25 protein-coding genes are annotated in these 21,994 nt (G+C 46.3%); 22 read left to right on the top strand and 3 right to left on the bottom strand.

Annotation, left to right across the window (positions count from 1 at the left end; translation table 11 throughout):
• Positions 1 to 3 precede the first annotated feature (3 nt).
• From BTA31_RS08125 to BTA31_RS08230, 22 genes are all read left to right on the top strand, one after another.
• Positions 4 to 3,768 carry a transglycosylase SLT domain-containing protein gene (locus BTA31_RS08125; RefSeq protein ID WP_076790654.1) on the top strand — a complete coding sequence of 1,255 codons (3,765 nt, stop codon included), beginning with the start codon at positions 4 to 6 and terminating at the stop codon, positions 3,766 to 3,768.
• Positions 3,761 to 4,417: a LysM peptidoglycan-binding domain-containing protein gene (locus BTA31_RS08130; RefSeq protein WP_076790656.1), complete on the top strand. Its 657-nt coding sequence runs from the start codon at positions 3,761 to 3,763 to the stop codon at positions 4,415 to 4,417. The genes BTA31_RS08125 and BTA31_RS08130 overlap by 8 nt, the downstream gene beginning before the upstream one ends.
• A 56-nt stretch (positions 4,418 to 4,473) precedes the next feature.
• Positions 4,474 to 5,454 (top strand): XkdQ/YqbQ family protein, encoded by a 981-nt coding sequence (locus BTA31_RS08135; protein ID WP_076790658.1) that lies wholly within the window; start codon positions 4,474 to 4,476, stop codon positions 5,452 to 5,454.
• The gene (locus tag BTA31_RS08140) at positions 5,451 to 5,759 is read left to right on the top strand and encodes a DUF2577 domain-containing protein (RefSeq protein ID WP_003180843.1); all 309 of its coding nucleotides are present in this window, start codon (positions 5,451 to 5,453) and stop codon (positions 5,757 to 5,759) included. The genes BTA31_RS08135 and BTA31_RS08140 overlap by 4 nt, the downstream gene beginning before the upstream one ends.
• Positions 5,760 to 5,777: 18 nt before the next feature.
• Positions 5,778 to 6,203 (top strand): DUF2634 domain-containing protein, encoded by a 426-nt coding sequence (locus BTA31_RS08145; RefSeq protein WP_076790660.1) that lies wholly within the window; start codon positions 5,778 to 5,780, stop codon positions 6,201 to 6,203.
• Positions 6,196 to 7,239, top strand: a complete 1,044-nt coding sequence (locus tag BTA31_RS08150) for a baseplate J/gp47 family protein (protein WP_076790663.1) — start codon at positions 6,196 to 6,198, stop codon at positions 7,237 to 7,239. The genes BTA31_RS08145 and BTA31_RS08150 overlap by 8 nt, the downstream gene beginning before the upstream one ends.
• The gene (locus BTA31_RS08155; RefSeq protein ID WP_076790665.1) at positions 7,226 to 8,146 is read left to right on the top strand and encodes a YmfQ family protein; all 921 of its coding nucleotides are present in this window, start codon (positions 7,226 to 7,228) and stop codon (positions 8,144 to 8,146) included. The genes BTA31_RS08150 and BTA31_RS08155 overlap by 14 nt, the downstream gene beginning before the upstream one ends.
• A gap of 13 nt (positions 8,147 to 8,159) precedes the next feature.
• The gene (locus BTA31_RS08160; RefSeq protein WP_076790667.1) at positions 8,160 to 8,546 is read left to right on the top strand and encodes a phage tail-collar fiber domain-containing protein; all 387 of its coding nucleotides are present in this window, start codon (positions 8,160 to 8,162) and stop codon (positions 8,544 to 8,546) included.
• A gap of 15 nt (positions 8,547 to 8,561) precedes the next feature.
• On the top strand, positions 8,562 to 9,764 hold the full coding sequence (locus tag BTA31_RS23265; RefSeq protein WP_239693153.1) for a hypothetical protein: 1,203 nt from the start codon (positions 8,562 to 8,564) through the stop codon (positions 9,762 to 9,764).
• 14 nt (positions 9,765 to 9,778) lie between these two features.
• Complete coding sequence (locus BTA31_RS08170; protein WP_076790670.1) at positions 9,779 to 10,147, top strand: XkdW family protein; 369 nt, start codon at positions 9,779 to 9,781, stop codon at positions 10,145 to 10,147.
• Positions 10,137 to 10,304 (top strand): XkdX family protein, encoded by a 168-nt coding sequence (locus BTA31_RS08175; protein WP_076790673.1) that lies wholly within the window; start codon positions 10,137 to 10,139, stop codon positions 10,302 to 10,304. Before BTA31_RS08170 ends, BTA31_RS08175 begins: the two co-directional genes overlap by 11 nt.
• Before the next feature lie 130 nt (positions 10,305 to 10,434).
• A complete protein-coding gene (locus BTA31_RS08180) occupies positions 10,435 to 11,712 on the top strand; it encodes a pyocin knob domain-containing protein (RefSeq protein ID WP_239693154.1) in 1,278 nt (425 codons plus the stop codon).
• A gap of 67 nt (positions 11,713 to 11,779) precedes the next feature.
• Positions 11,780 to 12,049, top strand: coding sequence for a hemolysin XhlA family protein (locus tag BTA31_RS08185; protein WP_020451036.1), 270 nt, complete (start codon positions 11,780 to 11,782; stop codon positions 12,047 to 12,049).
• A 14-nt stretch (positions 12,050 to 12,063) separates the two neighbouring features.
• Positions 12,064 to 12,330 carry a phage holin gene (locus BTA31_RS08190; RefSeq protein ID WP_041817189.1) on the top strand — a complete coding sequence of 89 codons (267 nt, stop codon included), beginning with the start codon at positions 12,064 to 12,066 and terminating at the stop codon, positions 12,328 to 12,330.
• A gap of 55 nt (positions 12,331 to 12,385) precedes the next feature.
• Positions 12,386 to 13,450 carry an acyltransferase family protein gene (locus BTA31_RS08195; protein WP_076790676.1) on the top strand — a complete coding sequence of 355 codons (1,065 nt, stop codon included), beginning with the start codon at positions 12,386 to 12,388 and terminating at the stop codon, positions 13,448 to 13,450.
• 78 nt (positions 13,451 to 13,528) lie between these two features.
• Positions 13,529 to 14,593 carry a peptidoglycan recognition protein family protein gene (locus BTA31_RS08200; RefSeq protein WP_076790678.1) on the top strand — a complete coding sequence of 355 codons (1,065 nt, stop codon included), beginning with the start codon at positions 13,529 to 13,531 and terminating at the stop codon, positions 14,591 to 14,593.
• 99 nt (positions 14,594 to 14,692) lie between these two features.
• A complete protein-coding gene (locus tag BTA31_RS08205; protein ID WP_076790680.1) occupies positions 14,693 to 15,370 on the top strand; it encodes a GntR family transcriptional regulator in 678 nt (225 codons plus the stop codon).
• 22 nt (positions 15,371 to 15,392) lie between these two features.
• Positions 15,393 to 16,409, top strand: coding sequence for a zinc-binding alcohol dehydrogenase family protein (locus BTA31_RS08210; RefSeq protein ID WP_076790682.1), 1,017 nt, complete (start codon positions 15,393 to 15,395; stop codon positions 16,407 to 16,409).
• Positions 16,410 to 16,429: 20 nt separating this feature from the next.
• Positions 16,430 to 17,527 carry a mannonate dehydratase gene (uxuA, locus tag BTA31_RS08215; protein ID WP_076790684.1) on the top strand — a complete coding sequence of 366 codons (1,098 nt, stop codon included), beginning with the start codon at positions 16,430 to 16,432 and terminating at the stop codon, positions 17,525 to 17,527.
• On the top strand, positions 17,503 to 18,351 hold the full coding sequence (locus BTA31_RS08220) for an SDR family oxidoreductase (protein WP_076790915.1): 849 nt from the start codon (positions 17,503 to 17,505) through the stop codon (positions 18,349 to 18,351). Before uxuA ends, BTA31_RS08220 begins: the two co-directional genes overlap by 25 nt.
• Before the next feature lie 26 nt (positions 18,352 to 18,377).
• Entirely contained in the window at positions 18,378 to 19,391 is a 1,014-nt protein-coding gene (locus tag BTA31_RS08225; protein WP_076790686.1) for a zinc-binding alcohol dehydrogenase family protein, read from the top strand.
• Positions 19,392 to 19,442: 51 nt separating this feature from the next.
• Complete coding sequence (locus BTA31_RS08230) at positions 19,443 to 20,714, top strand: MFS transporter (protein WP_076790688.1); 1,272 nt, start codon at positions 19,443 to 19,445, stop codon at positions 20,712 to 20,714.
• A 71-nt stretch (positions 20,715 to 20,785) separates the two neighbouring features.
• On the opposite strand, the gene BTA31_RS23270 is transcribed toward BTA31_RS08230, so the two are convergent.
• From BTA31_RS23270 to BTA31_RS08240, 3 genes are all read right to left on the bottom strand, one after another.
• Positions 20,786 to 20,917 (bottom strand): hypothetical protein, encoded by a 132-nt coding sequence (locus BTA31_RS23270; RefSeq protein ID WP_003180875.1) that lies wholly within the window; start codon positions 20,915 to 20,917, stop codon positions 20,786 to 20,788.
• Positions 20,918 to 21,012: 95 nt separating this feature from the next.
• Positions 21,013 to 21,186 (bottom strand): type II toxin-antitoxin system SpoIISB family antitoxin, encoded by a 174-nt coding sequence (locus BTA31_RS08235; protein ID WP_076790689.1) that lies wholly within the window; start codon positions 21,184 to 21,186, stop codon positions 21,013 to 21,015.
• Positions 21,186 to 21,932, bottom strand: coding sequence for a type II toxin-antitoxin system SpoIISA family toxin (locus tag BTA31_RS08240; RefSeq protein WP_076790695.1), 747 nt, complete (start codon positions 21,930 to 21,932; stop codon positions 21,186 to 21,188). The genes BTA31_RS08235 and BTA31_RS08240 overlap by 1 nt, the downstream gene beginning before the upstream one ends.
• Positions 21,933 to 21,994: the final 62 nt, after the last annotated feature.

Below are 21,994 nucleotides of genomic sequence, written 5' to 3' on the forward strand. Positions count from 1 at the left end.
TCCATGGCAAAACTGACGGCACGTTTTGAACTTGAAGACCGGGTGTCTAAGAAGCTGCGAAGGATTCAGAAGGGGTTTAAAGACCTGGAAAAAAGACAAAAAAAGCTTAGTCGCCCGTTCACAATGAAAATAAAAACGAAAACAGCAGAGAAAACATTGAAAAAACTAAATGTTTTCTTAAAAGCCAACCTGAAATCATGGCAGCTAGAAATTTCAGCAGTTGATAAAACGGGCAAAACGATCGACAATATTTCAAATCAGATTAAGCAAAAGCTGCCTGGCAATTATCAATTTTCAATTGTAATAAATGATCAGGCAACACCGGGCATTCAAAAGATCAGAAGCATCATGTCTGATTTGTCATCAGCCGAATACTTCTTAACTGCAGCCGTTAACGACCGAGTCACCCCGGCTGTTCAAAAAATTTCCGGCTATATGAAGGGTGTATTGCAAAAAGGATACTCTGCAACGCTCTATGTCATTGATAAAATCACCCAGACAGCCAGCAGGATTTCCTCCTATTTGAAAAATCATTTAGCAAGAGAATATCAGGCCACCCTTACGATTAACGACCAGGCAACCGCGAAATTGAGTGCTTTGCAAAAAAAGCTTAACAGCATCGAGGCTAAACGTATCCTTAAAATTGATGCAATTGTAAAAACGGAACAGGATGAAGACAACAAAGGTAAGGATGGGAAAGCAGAGGCCATATGGACTGAAATTCTAAAGGCGGGTAAAAGTAAATTTGTTGAATGGGTGAAGGGGCTGCCGGAGAAGATTTGGGACAAATCGTTTGATGCCATCCTCGGTAAGCTGTTTAAAGGTGAAGAAAGTGGAGGCGGTTGTTGCTGCTGTGGGGGAGGCGGAGGTTCTATAATCAATGAACCTGCAACAAGCAGCAGGCCAGGAAGTGAAGAAACCACTACTAATGGAGAAACAGGATCGGGAAGAAACAGATCCGGCGGCAAGTTTATGAAAGGTCTTCGAAAAGTGGGGAAAGTTGGAGGCAAAGCCCTCCCATATGCTGGAGCGCTTTTATCAGCGACTGAGTTAATGGATATGAACAAAGAAAACGCAGGCGAAAAAGTCGGTTCGGCAGGCGGAGGAATTGGCGGCGGTTTAGCTGGTGCAGCAGCAGGTGCGGCAATTGGCACAGCTATTCTCCCTGTGGGGGGGACGGCAATCGGCGGTGCCATTGGAGGTATGGTCGGAAGCTTGGGCGGTTCAAGCATCGGTGAATATTTCGGGAAGATGTTCGATGACAATGGCGGTGTCGTGAAAGCGTGGAATACGATTAAAGATAAATCGGCTGAGGCACTCGGAGCCATTCAAGAAAACTGGTCGATGATAGCGGGATGGTTTACAGATAACGTCTGGAATCCTGTTGTCGGCAAGGTGGTCGAAGTAGCGACAGGGATCTGGAATCAGTTAACAACAGCTTGGACGATGATTCAGGAAACATTCATGACAGTGGCGGGCTGGTTTGCGGAAAATGTCTGGAATCCTGTTGTCGGCAAGGTGATCGAAGTAGCGACAGGGATCTGGAATCAGCTGACAACAGCCTGGACGATGATTCAGGAAACATTCATGGCGGTCGCCGGCTGGTTTGCAGAGAATGTCTGGGACCCGGTTGTGGGCAAAGTCATTGAAGTAGCAACAGGCATCTGGAATCAGCTGACAACAGCCTGGACGATGATACAAGAGACATTCACGGCGGTCGCCGGCTGGTTTGCGGAAAATGTTTGGAATCCCGTAGTTTCAAAAGTCATTGAAGTGGCAACTGGAATTTGGAATCGTTTTCAATTCACCTGGAACATGATTAAAAGAGTTTGGGGCGCGGTTTCCTCATGGTTTATAAATACGGTTTGGAATCCGATAAAAAATACGTTTTCAAGCGTAAAAGAAGCCATTGGAGAAAAATTTCAAGCGGCCAAAAAAACGGTAACAGACATTTGGGAAGGCGTCGCCGGCTGGTTTGAGAAAAATATTCAAAAGCCAATTGTAAAGATTGCCGGATTGATCAGCGACGGTTTTGAGAAAGCATTCGGATGGGTAGGTAAAATATGGGGAAAGGTTGGCGGCGGTATTGATGCCGTCATCAACTTCATGACAGGAGAAGATCCTGATAAAAATGCCACAGGCGGTTACATCACAAAACCGACCATCTCCTGGATCGGTGAAGCCGGAAACGAATTCGTCATCCCGACGGAAAACAACCGGGGACGCGGGAAGATGCTGCTTGCCCAGGCCGCGACCAAGCTCGGCATGCGCGTTGTTGACGACATGGGAGCCGCGGCGGGAGACGGGGGAGCTTCTTCTCAGGTTTCAAGCGCCGCTTCGTATTCGGCTTCTGTGTCGCCTGCTGTCGGCGTCGGGAGTATAGCGGCAGAGGCGCAGGCTTTCGGCCGGGAATTCACCGGCGGCTTTGATAAAGGGATCGGCTCAAACGCTCCTTCCCTTGATCAATGGAAGCAAAAAAACATCAGCAAGCCGTTTAGCAGCCTGCCGACAGAATCGTCTAATTACGGCAAACAGACGGTTGCCGGGTTCGCTTCCGGGCAAAATGCTTCCGCGACCGGAACAGGCGGTTTTCTTCAAGCAAAAGTAAATGTGCCTTATCAAACAACGGTGAAAACGTCATCTTCCTGGGGCGCAAATACAGTCAAAAACTTTGCATCCGGGCAAAATGCGACACCGACCGGGACGCGTCAGTATGTTGATAAAAATATCAACAAGCCGTTCCTTGATTCGAAACAGTCAGCTACAGGCTGGGGATCAGGAATGGTCGGACACTTTATCAGCGGCATGAATGGAAAAGGCAGCGAAGTTTCTCAAGCTGCAAAAAACTTGGCGAAAAAAGTGGAAAAAGCGTTCCGCGAAGAACTAGATATTCATTCTCCGTCCCGGGTCATGATGAATCTCGGGCGCTTTGCGTCGGTCGGGATTGTCAAAGGTTTAAGTTCTGTCGATGTCAAAAGTTTTGCGGAAAAACAAGCAGGCTCACTGGCAGCAGCGTTTTCCGGAATCGGCGCCGTCGGCGGAAATGTAAAGTCGTGGCTGATGCAGGCGATCATGGCTACCGGTTCACCGGTATCGTGGCTGCAGCCGCTTTCTGTCATTGCTCAAAAGGAATCCGGGGGAAATCCGCGTGCCTATAACGGCTGGGACATTAACGCCAAGCGGGGGGACCCGAGCAGAGGCTTGATGCAGACGATCGGTCAAACGTTTAATGCTTACAAGGGAAAAGGAATGAATGATATTTTCAATCCTGTTCACAACGCGGTAGCGGCCATCAACTACATCAAATCGCGATACGGGTCGCCATTTAACACTCCAGGGATTAAAAGCATGGCAAGAGGCGGAGCTTATAAAGGCTATGCCAACGGCGGCCTGATCACGAGCGAGCAGATTGCCCGCGTGGGTGAAGGCGGCAAGCGCGAATGGATCATTCCCGAAGAACGCGGCATCCGCGGCAGATATCTGCTTCAGCGGGCTGCAGGCGCGCTCGGGATGGAAGTGCATGACCCGGCTGAAGGGTCAGGTTCCATTTCAAGCGGCCAGGCGGCTGCAGCCACCGCAGGTGGGGCCCGATCCCGGCAGCCGGCTGAAAACGGCGCCAAAGAAGTCAACATCTATATTACCGGAGACAATCATTATCACAGTGAGCGCGACCAGGAAACATTGATTGCGAAAATCAAGCGCGCTCTTGTCGATGAGCTTGAGCGTGACATTCATATTGGGACGAAAGGAAGCGTAGCTTATGACTAAATCCGTGTACGAATTTTGGCTGACACAAGGAAAGGAAAAGCTGCGCCTCCCTGTGCTTCCCGAGCAGCTTGACGTCAGCAATAATCTTGCGAACGAATCTGTAAAGGTGTCAAAATTCGGCGAGGTGACGTTTATCAATGAACCGGGAGCAAAGACGATTTCATTTTCATCTCATTTTCCGAAAAAGTATTCCCCGCTCTCGGAATACAAAGGGTTTCTTTCGCCGGAGAACGCGATTCTCAAAATCGAGAAATGGATGAAAGTAAAAAAGCCGGTTCAATTTCTCGTGACGGGAACGAAGATCAACTTCACATGCAGCATCGAAAACTTTTCGCATCGCGAGGGTGAAAAGGATATCGGTGACCGGGATTTTGATCTCACATTAAAAGAGTATCAAACAGCATCACCCCGGAAGATCAAACAAAAAAAGAAAACGAAGAAAAAACGGCCGTCCAAACCGGCTCCAAAAATGTACACTGTCAAAAAAGGCGATACGCTCTGGCACATCGCAGGCCGTTTTTACGGAAACAGCCAGGAATGGCGGAAAATTTGGAATGCGAACAAACAGGCGATGATCAAACGAAGCAAGCGAAACATCAAACAACCGGGGCACTGGATTTTCCCGGGGCAAAAGCTGAAAATACCATAAAACGAAGCGCCGGGTGAACCGGCGTTTTTCTGTTAAATCAAAAGCAGGGGATAGCGATGATCGAATTATTTGTCATAAAAGAAAGCGAATGGTATGAACTTGTCACCGAAAGCGTCACATTGGAAGGAGAAAGGTACCAGGCGCCTCGTTCGATCGAAGCGTCGATTGTGATCAAGCAGGGGAGCCACAAATATTACAGCGTGCAGGAAGGCGATACCGTTTTATTTAAATGGAAAGGAAAAGAACTGTTTCGCGGAATTGTGTTCAGCAGGGTACCGAAAGAATATACGCTTACGTTTAAAGCGTACGATATGCTTCAGTACTTGGTGAAAAACCAGGATGTATATGTATTCTCGAACAAAACGGCCGCTGACATTGTCAGACGAATTGCAAACGACTTTCAAATTCCCAAAGGCGCGATCGCGAGCACCGGACATACGATTAAATCGCTCGTCTTTAAAGACAATACGAGCCTGTATGACATCATTTTAAAAGCGCTGCGGGAAACAAAAAAGCAAACCGGAAAAAACTATCAGCTGTATGCCGAAAAAGGAAAGCTGTGTTTAAGGGCGTGGCCCGAACCGGAGAATATCTGGGTTTTGGAAACGGGTGTGAACATTACGGATTACGCCTACAGCACGTCAATTGATGAAACAGCAACCCGGGTGAAGCTGAGAAAGCAGAAAGATAACAAAACCTATACTGCATCCGCCAGCGATGAAGCCGGTATGAAAAAATTCGGCGTTCTTCAGTACACAGAAACGGTATCGGATGATATTAACGAGGCGCAGCTCCGCGATAGGGCGAAGAAGATACAGGCTGAAAAGAAAGGGGTCAAAAAAGAGCTGAAAAGCATACAGGCAATCGGCATACCGGAAGTTCAAAGCGGACAGCCGGTTTATATATCGATTCCGGAAGCGGGCATTAAAGAAACCTATTGGGTCGATAAAGATAAACACGATTTTACAGGGACAAAGCATGTGATGACGATTGATGTCGTCGCTAAAAACACAATACCTGAAGGAGCGTCTTCATGAAATTAAGCGATGCGATAAAAGAGCTGGCTCTTGGAGCCGTTAACGCTGAATCGCCTGTCGATGTCATGCCGGCTGAAGTCGTGTCCGCGTCTCCGCTCAAGCTGAAGCTCCGCAATCATGATAAATTGGTGATCCCCTCCGACTTACTGGTGGTGGCCAGGCATTTGACAGAACATACGGAACAGATCCGGATTGACGGAGAGGACAAAACGATTCGCTTTTACAATCAATTGCATGCCGGTGACCACGTGATGATTGCGGCTATGCCTGGAGGGCAGTCTTTTTTTGTGATAGACAGAGTGTAGGAGTAGGAGGTGGCTCGGATGGCTCTTTCACCGGAAGTATCTTTTGAAGATATCGAGGATGACAGCGACGTGATTGAGACTTCAAAAACGTACAAAATTGATTTTGAAACGGGCAGGATGACGGGTGATATGATTTCGGGACTCGAAGCGGTCGAACAAATGGTTTACATGGCGCTGAGAACCGAGCGCTACGCATACGCCGTTTATAGCCATAACATCGGAAATGAGCTGCAGGAGGTTCTTTCAGATTATGAAACGACCGACGCTTATAAAGAAATGGAGATACCGAGACTGATTGAGGAAGCCCTCATATACGATGACCGAATTTCTGCGGTAACCGATTTCGAGATTGAGCATCAAGGTGATGCCTTCCATGTGTCTTTTTCGGTTGAAACCGATGAAGGGACATTGGAAATCGAGGAGGTGATAGGGGAAGATGTTTGAAAACCAGACATTTGAAGAGATCATGGAACGCATGCTTGAGCGGGTTTCAGATGAGATTGACAAGCGTGAAAACAGCGTCATATGGAATGCGCTTGCCCCGGCAGCCGCCGAGCTGGCGCTTTCTTATATTTGGCTTGATCAAGTGCTGAATTTGGTTTATGCGGATACGGCTGAAGGCGAATATTTGGACAGAAGGGCGGCTGAGGCCGGTCTTGAGCGCTATCGGGCGTCAAAAGCCATATGGTCTGCGGTATTTACGGATGGAGTATCGGTTCCCCCCGGAACCCGTTTCTTTCTGGAAGACTTATATTTTACCATGCTCGAAGACGGGAAGCTGGAATGTGAAACGGCCGGAACAAAAGGAAACGCCAATTTCTCGGAGCGGCCTTTGCTTCCGCTCGATACCATTCCCGGGCTTGAAACAGCGGTTATGGGAAGCCTTGAAATTCCCGGCCGCGACGAGGAGACGGATGAATCCCTGTATGAAAGGTATTTGATCCGTGTCCGCCGTGAAGCGGTCAGCGCGAATCAGATGCATTACAAGCAATGGGCCGAAGAGGTGGACGGCGTGGGAAAAGCGAAGGTCTTTCCGCTGTGGAATGGCGAGGGCACCGTAAAGGTTGTCATTACAAACGCGAAAATGGAGCCTGCCTCTGACGCATTAATCGAAAGAGTCAAGCAGTATATCGATCCCGATCCAGGCAAAGGAGAAGGCATGGCGCCGATCGGAGCTTATACCGCGGTTGAAAGCGCGGTGTGGAAAGACGTGAGCATATCTGCAAAAGTCATTCCTGCATCAGGCCGGACGATTGATGAGGCCAAACAGGAAATTGAAGAAAAAATCACTGAATTGTTTAAAGAAATGGCTTTTAAAGAAAGCGTCATCCGTCTCTCGCAGATCAACAACATGATCTATGAATCGTCCTCTGTCAATGACTATTCGGAAGTCTTCATCAACGGGGAAGCGAAAAATCTGCAGTTGACAGAAACGGAAATTCCAAAGCTGGGGCAGGTGACCATCATTGAGCAAGATTGATGAAATGGCTTTTCATCTGCCGCCATACTTGACGGAAATCCGGGAGATCCAAGAAATTATCACGGCCGAAGCGCCCGAATTTGAGAAGCAAAATCAAGAGATTTTCGATATGACGGACCAGCTTTTCGTCACAACGGCGACATGGGGGCTGGACAGGTGGGAAAAAATTTTGAATGTCAGACGCGAGGCTTCGGACGGCGTCGATATTCGAAGGGCCCGTCTGTTAACCAAGATGTCCAATATTCCGCCGATTACAAGCCGCTCGATCGAGCGCGCGGTCAATGCTTTTTTAAAACAGCCGTCCGCCTCCGTCAGGCTGACGGCCGGACGTTATCATTTTTTGCTGAGCGTAAACGGAGAGGATCTGCAGTTTATACCTTCGATCATTCAAACCGTCAATCATATGAAGCCCGCCCATTTGGCTTATACATTCCGGGGCGGGTTTCATTATGAATGTCGGCCACCGAAAAGCGTTCATAACAGGCTCGTTTTAAGAAGCAAAAACGGCTTTTTCGGTACGATACCGGTCTATTTGGACGGACAGTATCTGCTTGATGAGTCATTCTACTTGAACGGTTTTCGAGAAATCGACGGTCTGCCCCGCAGGTTTAAACAGCAGCTCACACTGCGCCACAAGAAGCGGCAATACATTCGGTCCGCCTCCAGCTTTACGATCAAGGCGGCCGCTGAAAACCGGCGGAAACAGCAAACAAGAGCAGGCATGAAAACCGGCATTACCAATCAAAACAACAAGGTCCAATCTTTCAAAATCAGCTGCAAATGCGAGCATGAATTTAAGCAAGCAGGCGCACTTGAAATGAGAGAGAAGTGGTGGACGCTAAACGGCGCATTTTTGCTCGATGGTACAAAGCAGCTGGCAGCAGCGGCGCAAAAAATCGCATTGTAAAGGAGAAATCAAAATGGCACAACAATTAACAGTGACAACGCTTTATGCGAGACAGCAAATGGCAAAAGCACGGGCTGAGGGCGGCAAGCTCACCAAAATCACAAAAATGGCTTTCGGAAACGGAGGTACAAACGATAAAGGCGAACCCGTTCCTCTACAGGGCAACGAACAGGCGCTGAAAAACGAACTCCTGCAAAAGGACATCGACGGCTTTGTCTTCATGGAACCGGCGAAAGTCCGCTATACATGTACATTGGCAGAAAGCGAACTGGCAGGGGAAACGATCAACGAGCTCGCCCTTGTCGATGAAGCCGGAAAATTCACCGCGGTCAGAACGATGACAGACAAGCAAAAAGACGGCGACATCGAGTTCGTCTTTGAAATCGACGACATTTATTAAAGGAGCTGAAACAAGGTGGACATCCAAAAACCGAGACGCTTTGAAACAACAGACCGCGCTCATGCCGACTTGTTTAACGAAGCGATAGATCAGCTGAATGTGAACGACGAACGGATTGCAAAGCGGGCTGAGGAAGCTGAAGAAAGGGCTAAAACGTATACTGATGCCCATGCAACAAAAAAAAATAATCCGCATGCAGTAACAAAGTCCCAGGTGGGATTAAGTAATGTGATCAATGAAAAACAAGCGACAAAAGCAGAGTTTGATTCACATAATAACGATAATGAAAGGCACATCACAGCAAGTGAACGAAGGAAATGGGACGGCAGCCAGATTTTTAATATTACTTCAGAGAATGGCCAGGGTAAAGTGTATATTGGTTTAGAAGATGACTTTCACGAGGTTCTCCCCAAATATACAGGGTTAATCCATTTCACGGCAGCAGGCGGTGCTTCAAACAGCCCTGGAAACGCGGTGCGGGGAATTTGGACATGTAATGCCACCGGTGAGTACGGACAAGTTATAGCGTTTGACAACGCTAATAGAACGTACAGGAAGACAGTGGCCGACGGAAAGTGGTCGGACTGGATAGAGCTAGCATCAGCTGCTGATGCACAGTTGTATAAAATCACAGGAGATAACGGTCGACGTACAAAATTGGCCGACGGAACGGATTTGTTAACGCTGCCGACAGGTTTTTATTATGCTACGGGCCATGTTGTTCAAAACAACCCTGTAGAAAACGACAGTTCCTGGTTCAATTACGATGTGATTGAAACTGGTGCCGGAAGAAAGACCATCCATGCGTGGCGGAGCTACGATAATACATTATGGCATGGAACTGTTCATACCGACGGTGTATTTAAAGGATGGAAACGCATTATAACCGACGTTGATTTTACAACGATGAAATGGTATGACTTGACGCTGATAAACGGAAATAAAGCGGGCGGAAGAAAGCCGCAATACGCTATATGGGGAAATCAAGTGTTTACCCGCGGGGAAGTAGTATCTCCAGATTTTGCGAGTGTTTTTGCCATTCTTCCGGCGGACGCAAGGCCTTCTACGCAAAAATCGATGGCCGCAACCCTATTTGGAACGACCGGGACATCAAAATATATAGCCGAAACCACCGGAGAATTAAGGCTCGTTGGAAAGCATGCCAATATTGAAGCCAATATTTCAGGCGTCTCGCTGGATAACAGCTTCACCATATAAGGAGGAAATAGGGGATGCAAATCTTTTTATACGATGATGACTTCTATTATAAAAGGCCCGAGATTGTAGTTGGTCCGGGTTCCATGCCAGAAAATTCAACGGCTGTAAAACCGAAGGATGGGTTATGGAGAGCGAAGTTTATCCCTTCCCTAAATGATTGGATAGAGGGAGCGGATCAAGAATATATAAACGGTTTAAAAAAAGATCAATTTGTTGAAAAGAATCCTGTATCAGAGCAGCTTTCCGCCCTCGGCCGGCAGCTGGCAGATGAAAAACTGGCTAGGAAGCAAGCTGAAATCGCAAACAAGGCTCTCGGTGAGCACTTGGTATCTTTAAAACTAGAGCTGCTGAGTATCAAGGGAGGTAAAGAAATTGAAACTTAATTTTTGGGTGTATGCTCTGTCTTATAAATGGGCTACTGCAGAAATGGTAAAGGAAGCAATTGCTTACGATGATTGTTCTATTGAGGATATAAGAAAAGGTGTAGAGACGGGGTACATCACTAAGGAAGAATTTCAAGAACTAACAAGTGAATTATGAAGAGAATTTATAGTTTAACGAAAGGAAGAGGATTTAAGGAAAACCCCTGAAGAACCTAAAGCGAGACTAAATAACATTAGAGGAGTTGTAAAGGTAAAAAAGAAGTATTTGATTAAGGAGGCGTATAAAATTGGTTTTGAAAAAGCCAAGGCGCTTTGAAACGACAGACCGCGCCCATGCCGATCTTTTTAATAATGTTGTTGATCAGTTGAATAAGAATGATGAGTTAATTGCAGATCTTGTTAAAGAAGCAGAAAAAAATTCGAAAGCATATACGGATACTCACACAAATAATGTCACGGTCCACATTAACGATGCGGAGCGAACCCGATGGAATTCAGGTCAATTATTCAAATTAACAGAAAATAACGGTAAAGTATTTTATAAAGGCAGCGCAGAGACAACGGATTACAATACTTTGACTGAAACGGGTATGTATTTAATCTACAATGAAGGGGTAAACTCACCTCCCTCATCAAATCGTGTATTTTTACTGGTCATGAGTTTCGGTAATACATTAGTACAGTGTGCTTATGAATCGTATAAAGGTGTACAGTCATATTTTAGGTTTAGAAAAAGTGATTCTGTAACATGGACATCATGGCAGACACAGGAAACGACAATCGGGGCACAGGCAAAAGTCGATGCACATGAGCAAAAGTCGAATCTTCATATTAATGAAACTGAGCGTGCAAAATGGAATGATGCCCAGTTATACAAAATAACCGATGATAATGGAAAACGAACTAAACTGGAAAATGGAACAGATTTGTTAACTTTGCCTACAGGCTTTTATTATGCGAATGGCCATGTCGTCCAAAACAATCCGGTAGAAAATGACAGCTCTTGGTTTAATTATGATGTAATTGAGACGAATTCAGGCAGAAAGACGATACAAGCCTGGCGAAGCTATGACAACTCATTATGGTTAGGGACAATACACACTGACGGCATTTTCAAGGGCTGGAAAAAAGTTATGACAGTTGAAGACTTTAATAAAAGAACGTATGTAGATACTTATGATCATGAAAATTCATCTGTTTCTGCGGAGGAGAATGTTCCGACAAAATTAGTGTTTGGCGTAACAAGAGCCGATCATTTAGAAGAGTATAATATATCAAATTCAGAAATAACTTTAAAAAATAGTGGTCTCTATTTAATAAGGTTGTATGTTACTAGCAAAAACATTACTGTTAATTCAGAGAATATATTAAGTTGTTATGTCGGAGGAAAAGAGTATCAGAGACTAGGTATCTGGTATCCCGCAACAACAGGTAATACATGCGTACTTTTTCTGCAACAAAAATTTGCAGCGGGTGATAAAGTTACTTTCTACATTACGCCAAGGAGTACTGGGAAGACCATAAATATTGCGACTGCATATGTCACCATGTCCCAAATTGGATAAGGAACTTTTTATTTAATTGAAATGAAGACATATGGAAAGTGTATAAAGATTGGAGGGGAATTATTCGTTGACGATCTTAAATGAAACAAACATCTTTGAGAATGAGTTGAATGGAATTAAGGCTGATCAAAAATCACTCGAACAGCGCGTCAGCACACTCGAAAGAACATCAGACCGCCACGATCAGCAAATCATCTCGATTAACGAAAAGCTGAACAAAATCGAAGAGAATACAACTTGGATCAAGCGCAGCATCACAGGCGCGATCATTACAGCGGTCAGCACCGGCATCATCGGCGGAGCGATCGCTGTTTTTTATAATTTATTGCAGAGATAGGGGAGGACAAGATGATGAAACATATCGACAAAGGCACGGTCGTCAGGACTGTGCTTCTTTTTATTGCGCTGGTCAATCAGACGCTGATCATGTTTGGTAAGCCGGTTTTGCCGATTGGTGAAGATCAGATTAATACACTGGCGGACGCTCTGTATGTGGCCGGGTCTGCTGCTTTTACAATTACCGCATCACTTATTGCATGGTATAAAAATAATTATATTACGAGCAGAGGTCGGAGGCAGAAAGAAACCCTTAAAGAACAAGGCATATTAAAAAAATAATCACTATTGTACTGCTGCTTCCCTTCGTATATCCTTAAAAAAGGAGGGAAGCCTGTTGATAGAAAAAGACTTGAAAATAAGTAACATTAAAGGATTGCTAATATTTTTAGTAGTCTTTGGACATTTAATCGAATTGTATAAGGGTAATTACTATCAAATCTTTGTATTGATTTATGCTTTTCATATGCCTCTATTTATTTTTATAAGCGGTTTTTTAGCCAAAAGAGCAACAGTAAGCAAAATAATCAACTTCTTTATATTGTATATTATTTTTCAATCATTTTTTGATTGGTACTTATATTTTATAGGTGATTACAAAACCTTGCAGTTTCATTTTGGTAAACCTCAATTTCATTTATGGTATATCGTAAGCATGATTTTTTGGTATGCTTTGGCGTGGGGTATCCATTGGTTAAGACCGGGGAAAGTTGGCAAGACAATAATCTTTCTGATTGTTTTTGCACTTGGCTTTTATTCGCGCTGGTATACTGAGCCTGTCGTTGAGTTTATAAAGGAAATATATCCGAATTTCACCTCATATACACTCAGTTTTCAGCGTACAATTTCTTTTGCTCCATTTTTCTTCGCGGGATTTTTCATTTCCAAAAATAAATTGAGAATGATTTATGAGTCAATCCCAGAAAGTATAGCAAAAGGGTTATTGGCGGTTACAGCGGCTGCAGTTATTCTCTATATTCAATACACTCCTAATTTGGAATCATTATTCAGAGGAAGTTTCGGAATGGAGCGATTCTTAAATGAAGGAGAAAGTTACTATGCGAAAATAATGTTGCATTATCTATTATCAGGGTGGCTTTGCTTACTTATATTAACGAGTGTAAAGGGAGAAAGAAGTGTTTTAACAAAATGGGGAGACCATTCCATTACCATTTTTTTGTTCCATCCTGTCTTTGTATTTTTATTGAGAAGGACGGAGTTCATGGCCGATTGGAAAGCTGATACACAATTTATAGTTTACTTCGGGTTTGCAATTTTGATCTCAGCTTTGTTAGGATCAAATGTCTTCTCGAAAATCAGTATTTTTGTTACATCACCATTAACAACACTAAAGAAACTTACCAGTGTTGTTATTCGAAAGAAAAAATATAGTGCAGATTAAAAGTCCTTTGTAAAAGGGCTTTTTTTTTTTAGGAGCTGCCGGCGGCAGTTTTTTTAAATTTGAAAAGGAGTGTTTTAATTGGTCAAAGTAATCAATAACTTTGTAAAAGTCAATCCATACACCCGTCCCGGGCTGAAGCTTGCGGCAGTCAAAGGCATCGTCATGCATTGGACGGCGACGCCCGGGGCTTCGGCTTTAAACGAGCGCAATTATTTCAATGGCACCTGCATTGCTGACAATCGTTATGCGTCGGCTCACTATTTTGTCGATCGCCATGAGGTGCAGCATATTATTCCCGATCATGAAGTCGCTTATCATGCGCATGATCAAAACCGCTGCTATGTCAGCTTCCTGAAGCCGAATGCCAATACCACGGCGCTCGGGGTCGAAATGTGCGTGGAAAAAGATGGTGCCATCCATGAAGAGACGATGCGCAATGCGGCAGAGCTTGTAGCGGATTTGTGCAAGACATACGGTTTGTCCACAGATCGGATTGTCCGCCATTACGATGTCACCAACAAAAGTTGTCCAACCCCGTGGGTGAGAGATGCCGGCCAATTGTCAGCTTTCCGTAAAAGAGTAGATTCCCTTTTAGGGAGGAAAACCGTTTCCGTATCGGCTGCCTCCACCAGCCAGGCAAGCTCATCGTCCAGCATTATCCTCAAAAAAGGAATGTCAGGTGCTCATGTGAAAAAGCTGCAAACGCGCTTGATCGCGGCCGGTTTTTCGCTGCCCAAATACGGTGCGGACGGAAGCTATGGAGACGAGACGGTGCAAGCGGTTGTTTCTTTGCAAAAGAAAGCGGGAATTAAAGCCGACGGCATTTACGGTCCTTCAACTGAAAAAGCCCTTTCGGCCGCTGAAGCTTCAGCGGACAGCAAGAGCAAGACGTGGACCCTTCCGGGCGGCATTTATAAGGTGAAAAGCCCGCTGATGAAAGGAACAGCCGTCACACAAATCCAGACAGCCCTTGCGGCTCTTTATTACTACCCTGATAAAGGGGCCAAAAACAACGGGATCGACGGATACTACGGAGTGAAGACGGCAAATGCGGTGAAACGTTTTCAGCTGATGTACGGTCTGGGAGCGGACGGGATATACGGACCGAAGACAAAAGCGAAAATGATGGCCCTCTTGAAATAAAGGAACTTTTAAAGTTCCTTTATATTTTTAAAATTTTCAAAAAATATCTATCCCACAACCATACTTGTATGGTAGTATGGCAGAGAGGAGGTGAGAGTCATGACAATGAAACAATTAAACTCGCGTTCTGTCAGAGACCAAATCTATCAGATGCTGAAGGTAGACATCATGAAGTTTCGGCTGGTGCCGGCTGAGCTGATATCGGAAAAAGAGATTTCAGAACGGTATGAAGTCAGCCGCACTCCGGTCAGAGAGGCTTTTTTGCAGCTGTCAAGAGAAGGGCTTCTCGAAGTCTATCCGCAGAAAGGAACCCGCGTATCGCTGATTGATCTTGATCTGGTGGAGGAAGCGAGGTTTATGCGGGAAAACCTGGAAAAGGCTGTAGCTGAACTGGCGTGTGAAGACTTTCCGCAGGAAGCTATGTTTAAGTTGGAGCAGAATGTAAAGATGCAGGAATTATCGATCGCGCAGAAAAACTATGAAAGTTTGTTTGAATTAGATGAAGCCTTTCATCAGACGATTTTTGAAGGTTGCGGAAAAGCGAATGTTTGGGCTGCGATTCAGCAGATGAACGTTCCCTTCCAAAGGATCCGCTTTTTAAGGCTTGCCGCCGATTTTAACTGGAACACCATCCATCAGCAGCACGCGGCATTAACAGAAGCGATTCGAACAAAACAGAAGGCAAAAGCTAAGGAGATTGCCGAAGAGCATTTGCAGCTGGTCATCGTCGATAAACAGATGCTCATTGATGAGTTTCCCGGTTATTTCAAAAAGTAAGCGCTTTAAAAGGAGTGGTGATGTGAAAGCTGCGGTGATGACGAAGCCTTTTTCGATCGAATTTCGCGACATTCCGCGTCCCGAACCGGCCAACGGCGAAGTCCTTGTCAAGGTAAAGGCCGCCGGGATTTGCGGCAGTGATGTGCATTTTTACGACGGCTCAAATCCATATGCACAGTACCCTCAGATCTTTGGCCATGAGCTTGCAGGCATCATTGAAAAAACGGGGGCCGGTGTGAAGGAGCGATCCGCAGGCGAACGGGTCGTAATTGAACCGGCTATTCCGTGCGGAGGCTGCTACCCTTGTCGGAAAGAGAGAACAAACGCCTGTGTGAACATCGATATGATCGGGTCGGTTCGCAGAGGAGGGTTCGCTGATTTTATCATTGTTCCGGAAACGCATGTCCATCCGATTCCTGAGCAAATGGATTTTGCAACCGCCGCGTTGTGCGAGCCGTTTTCAATCGGAGCGCAGGCGGTTCGGCGGGCAGATATTCAAACAGGCGAAACGATTGTCATATTGGGAATGGGTCCGATCGGGTTGACGGTTTTGGCACAGATTAAAAAGCATTTTGACGTCCGTGTAATCGCTGTTGATCCAGTACGGGAAAGGCTTGAGCTTGCCAAGGCATTCGGTGCGGATGCCGTTATTCGGCCTGGTGAAGAGGATGCCGAGCAAATGATTCTGAAGCTGACAGACGGAGAAGGAGCGGGGATTGTGTTCGAAGCAGCCGGGATTCCCGCGACGATTGAGCAATCAATCCGTTTGGCAGCTGCCGCCGGGCGCATTGTCATTGTCGGCTTAACGGGTAAGAATGTGACGATTCCGGGCCTTCTTCTCACAAAGAAAGATATTGAAATTTATGGAACAAAACATAGCGTCAATCAATTTCCCGGCGTTATTCAATTTTTGAATGAAAACCCTGAAATAGCCCGGGCTTTTGTCACTGAGATCATGCCTTTTATGGAAATAGAAGAGGCGTTGAAAAAAGCGAAAAACTGTCCCCATCAGGTCACAAAGATCATTTTATCTTATTGAATCGGTGAGGAGGAAGTGTGATGAAAATGGTTTTCAGATGGTATGGAGAAGGAAACGACTCCGTCACCCTTGAGCAGATCAGGCAGATTCCCGGTGTAGAGGGAATCGTTTGGGCGCTTCATCATCAGCCGCCAGGTGAAGAATGGCCATTGGAAGAAATTTTAGAAGTGAAGCGGCAATGTGAACAGCACGGTTTTCACATTGAGGTTGTTGAAAGCGTTAACATCCATGAGGACATTAAGCTCGGGCTGCCGACGAGAGATCTGTATATTGAAAAATACAAGCGAACGATTGAAAATTTGGCCAAAGCCGGCGTAAAAGTGATCTGCTATAATTTTATGCCTGTATTTGACTGGCTGCGGACCGATTTGTATAAAAAGGCTGCAGACGGTTCCACCGCTCTGTTTTATGAGCACGCAAAGGTGCACACAATCGACCCTTTTGCGCTTGTCGATCAAATCGCCAATCACCCCGAATTCACGATGCCCGGCTGGGAACCGGAGCGGCTGGAGCATCTCACAAGGCTGTTTGAAGCCTATCAAAATGTGACGGAGGAGGATCTGTGGAGCCATCTTCACTATTTTCTTGAACGCATCATTCCAACCGCCGCACGCTGCGGAATCAAAATGGCGATCCATCCCGATGATCCGCCGTGGCCGGTTTTCGGACTCCCGCGCATCATGACTTCAGGAGAAAGCATCGGGCGGCTGCTTCAGCTTGTCGATCATCCGGCGAATGGCGTAACACTGTGCAGCGGTTCATTGGGCGTCAACCCCGAAAACGATCTTTCCGCGATGATCCATGCGTATGCCGACCGGATTCCATTTGCCCATATCCGAAATGTCAAAGTCTATGAAAACGGCGATTTTATCGAAACATCGCACAGAACAAAAGATGGCACCGTTGACATTTGCGGGATTGTCAAAGCCTATCATGAAACGGGCTTTTCAGGCTATGTGCGTCCGGATCACGGCCGCCACATCTGGGATGAAAAGTGCAGGCCCGGCTACGGTCTGTATGACAGGGCGCTCGGTATCATGTATTTATGGGGCATATGGGATTCGCTTAATAGAGAAAAACGGGAGGCTTCACAATGCTTGAAATCCATGAAAATTTAGCGGGAAAAACTGCGGTCATCACAGGCGGCAGCGGGGTGCTTTGCGGCGCGATGGCGAGAGAGCTCGGCCGCCAGGGTATGAATGTTGCCATTCTTAATCGAACCGTTGAAAAAGGAGAACTCGTGGCCGAAGCTATTCGAAAAGCCGGCGGCGCAGCGATTGCCGTTGAGTGTGATGTCATCAATCAACGAAGCGTTGAACAGGCGAAACGCGTTGTGGCCGACCGATTCGGCGGCTGTGATCTATTGGTGAACGGGGCCGGCGGCAATCACCCCAATGGCACGACATCAGATGAAACATTCAACTCCGAGCACCTCTTCCAGGACAACATCAAGACATTGTTTGATCTGAACTGCGATGATGTCGGTTCTGTTCTCAATTTAAACTTCCTCGGTTCTTTCATTCCAACACAGCAATTTGCAAAAATGATGCTGAATCAAAAAGGGGCATCTGTGATCAATATTTCTTCAATGAGCGCTCAAACTCCGATGACGAAAGTGCCTGCATACAGCGCGGCGAAAGCGGGCATCGACAATTTTACGAAATGGCTGGCCGTCTATCTGGCCGAAACGGGGATCAGAGTCAACGCCATTGCTCCGGGATTTTTCTTAACCAATCAAAATGAACGGCTTCTGCTTGATCAAAACGGCGAATTTACCGATAGAGCAAAGAAGATCATCTCTCACACCCCGATGAAGCGTTTCGGCAAACCGGAAGATTTGCTGGGGACGCTGCTTTGGCTGGCGGATGAGAATATGTCCGGGTTTGTTACCGGCATAACAGTGCCGGTAGATGGCGGATTTACGGCTTATGCCGGTGTCTAAAAACGCGATAAAGGGGAGGCCGGTACATGAAGCAGATTGTGTGTGAAAAGCCTTATCATTTTAAAATGACGGATGTGAAAATGCCGGAACTAAAGGATGGGGAAGCATTGGTCCGCATCAAACGGATCGGAATTTGCGGGACGGATTTTCACGCTTATTGCGGAAGACAGCCTTTTTTCTCTTATCCAAGAGTGCTCGGACACGAACTGTCAGGTGAAATTGTCAGCATCGATGATACCGGCGGAACGCTCAAGCCGGGCGATCAAGTGTCAATTATTCCTTATTTGGAATGCGGGACATGCATCGCCTGCCGGAACGGCCGGCCCAACTGCTGCGTGGATCTGAACGTCCTCGGTGTCCATACAGACGGGGGAATGCGGGAATACATAAACATTCCGGCAGACCACCTGCTGAAAACAGAAGGACTGACGCTCAGCGAAGCCGCCGTCGTTGAATGTTTGAGCATCGGCGCCCACGCTGCAGAAAGGGCAAATATCAAAAAAGGGGAAACGGCGCTTGTCGTTGGAGCGGGGCCCATCGGGTTCAGCGTGATGAAATTCGCAAAATTGAAGGGGGCGAAAGTCATCGCGATGGATGTTAGAACAGAGCGCCTCACATTTAGCCGCGAATGGGCTGAAGCCGATGAAGTTGTATTAGCGGGAGAACATGCGGCAGATGAGATCAAACGGTTGACGAACGGAGACTTTCCGACGGCTGTCTTTGACGCGACAGGGCACCTTGCATCGATGAACAGCGCTTATCAGTACGCCGCACACGGGGGACGGCTGATCTATGTCGGACTGGTCAATGGCCATCTGGCCATGCCCGATCCTGAAATCCACAAGCGGGAGCTGACGATTTTATCCAGCCGCAACGCATTAAAAAGCGATTTTGAGTCGGTGATGAAAGCCATCAGGGATGGCGGAGCAGATGCGAACCGGTTTGTGACCGGACAGATGGCGTTCCGCGATGTTGTTGACAGATTTCAATCAGCACTTGCTCCGGAAACCAATCCTGTGAAAGTGTTGATCCATCTGTAAGATCGTACGAAATGAAAGCGTTTTCTAAATTTGGAAAGAGGGGGGTTGCCCATGTTTTCAAACGGCCGCGGGTTTGTCATCGTGATGCTTTTTTTGGCGGGAGTGATTAATTATTTGGATCGTTCAGCATTGTCTGTCGCTGCTCCTTTTATTCAGGAAGATTTGAACATACGTCCGTCGCAGATGGGCATGCTGTTCAGCAGTTTTTTCATCGGATATGCCATCTTTAATTTTATCGGCGGCTGGGCATCAGACAAATACGGAGCGAAACATACGCTGTCGGCTGCAATGGTCGTATGGTCGGTTTTCAGCGGCGCCATTGCACTGACCTATAATTTCGTTTCACTGTTCATCATCCGCGTCATTTTCGGCATGGGGGAAGGTCCGCTGTCAGCAGCAACGAGCAAGTCGGTCAACAATTGGTTTCCGCAAAAAGAAAGAGCAAGGGCGCTCGGCATGACGATGTGCGGAACGCCGCTCGGCGGAGCCATTTCAGGTCCGATCGTCGGATTGATCGCCATCCATTGGGGGTGGAAAGCTTCCTTTGTGTTGATCATGATCATCGGGCTTGTCTGGACTTGGTTCTGGATGAAATTCATGAAAGATAAGCCGGACGATTCCCGCAGTTTGTCCCCTGAAAAAGAAGCGCGTCCGAAAAAGGACACCGGCATCCCGCTTTCTTTTTATTTGAAGCAGCCGACCGTGCTGTTTACAGCGTTCGCATTCTTTTCCTATAACTATATTTTGTTCTTTTTCTTAACGTGGTTTCCGAGCTATTTAACGACAGCCCGGGGGCTGAGCATTCACGATATGAGCGTTGCAACGATTATACCGTGGGTTGTCGGATTTCTGGGTCTTGCGCTTGGGGGATTTATTTCAGATTATCTGTTCAAGCTGACGGGCAAACAGATGTTTTCAAGAAAAGCCGTGCTTGTATGCTGCCTTTTGGCTGCGGCGGTATGCATTGGATTTGCCGGGCTTGTCACTACCGCGTTTGGAGCTGTTGCACTTGTCGCACTATCGGTTTTCTTTTTGTATTTGACCGGCATCACCTACTGGGCGATTATACAGGATATCGTTCATCCGGACAGGGTCGGGGGCGTGAGCGGATTCATGCACTTTCTTGCCAATACGTCCGGCATAATCGGTCCAACGGTTACAGGGTACATCGTCGAGTACACCGGGGCTTTCACAAGCGCTTTTTTGCTTGCGGGAGGGCTGGCGGTGGCAGGTTCTATTTGCGTCGCTTTGTTTGTGAAACCGATACGTTCTGAAAAGCTGCCTCAACCTGTTGGAGAAGGCGGACAGGGGCATACTTTATGATGCGAAGGATGCTGCTCGGGATATGAAAATACCCCCCTTCTCAGCAGAGAAGGAGGGTGAAAGTGCAAGCTTCACGGTTTGTTTTTTCTTCTGTTCAGCGTTTTAATGATTTTCTCGCTTCTTCTTCTGAGAAGAGAGGTATAGTCTGACAGGCCAAATTTTGCGAAATCGACGTGTTTGACTTGTTTTTTCAGTTTTTTCACAGCATCACCTAATTCAGCGCTTTTAGTTGATTGGTTTATTGTATGTATGAAACGGGAAAACGGAATAAGGACGGGAGAAATTTTCCCGTCCTCGTTTAAGCTTTTTTTCTTTTATACTCGCCGATCAGCCGTTCGTTTTGCCGGAAAATCCGTTCGGTATGGGGGCTGACTTCGTATTTCGCGATATTGGTTTTGGATTGCTTTTTAAACATTTTAAAGGCGAGGCGCTTTTTTGCGGTTTCCTGGTCTTGCTGAAAAGCAGGTTCCATCAGTTGTCACCTTCCTCTTCGTTTGGTAGCAGAAGATCATAGATGCTTGTTAAAGAAGTAAACAGGAGATAATCAAATTCTGTGACAAGGTCTTCTGAGGTTAACTTCATGACATAGTCAAAATCGTGGATGGAAAAAGGAATGAGGACCATTTTTCCGTTTTCTTCATAATAAACGTCTTTGCGCTCAAGCTTTTCTTGAACATCGAACCGGTTTTCCATATGCTCAAGCAAATGATCCTTGCTTTCTTCTGAATTATATTCGCAAAGTGCAGCGGATATATTCATTTTTTCGGCAAACCGTTTGATGAGCTTTTCGATGCCTTCTGCATACGCTTCTATACTTCCATAATAGATGTGGATCGGTTCGTTTTTCAATAGGTATTGAAACGTTTTCAGCCTGTTTTGATATGTGTGGAGGAGGTCGTTGTTTTCTTCGAGAAGCATTCTTGTGTCTGTCGCGAGTTCGGAGCTGCCGAGCTTTTTAAAGTAGGCGTTTAAGAAAATAAAAGCGTCTGTCAGCGTGAAAAAAACGGCAACGATCAGGTAATGAAGCGGGTTCGTGAAAATCGACTGCGGATCGTGAGTCCAATAAATCACGGCGCCGATAACATAAAGCAGGTACCACGTTTTTCGGATGGCGACCGTTTTTTCGGTGAGCTTTTTTTCAAAACGCCACACGGCAGCCACGTACAGAGCCAGCGCCAAAACAATGAGCCAAACAAGGAATTGATAAAATAGCAGCATAACTTGTTTCCCTCTTCCCGAGAAATAGTGCAGTTCCTATTCTATTGTTATGCCGGCTTTCT

The sequence above is a fragment of the Bacillus haynesii genome, from assembly GCF_001969855.1.
Classification (GTDB): domain Bacteria; phylum Bacillota; class Bacilli; order Bacillales; family Bacillaceae; genus Bacillus; species Bacillus haynesii.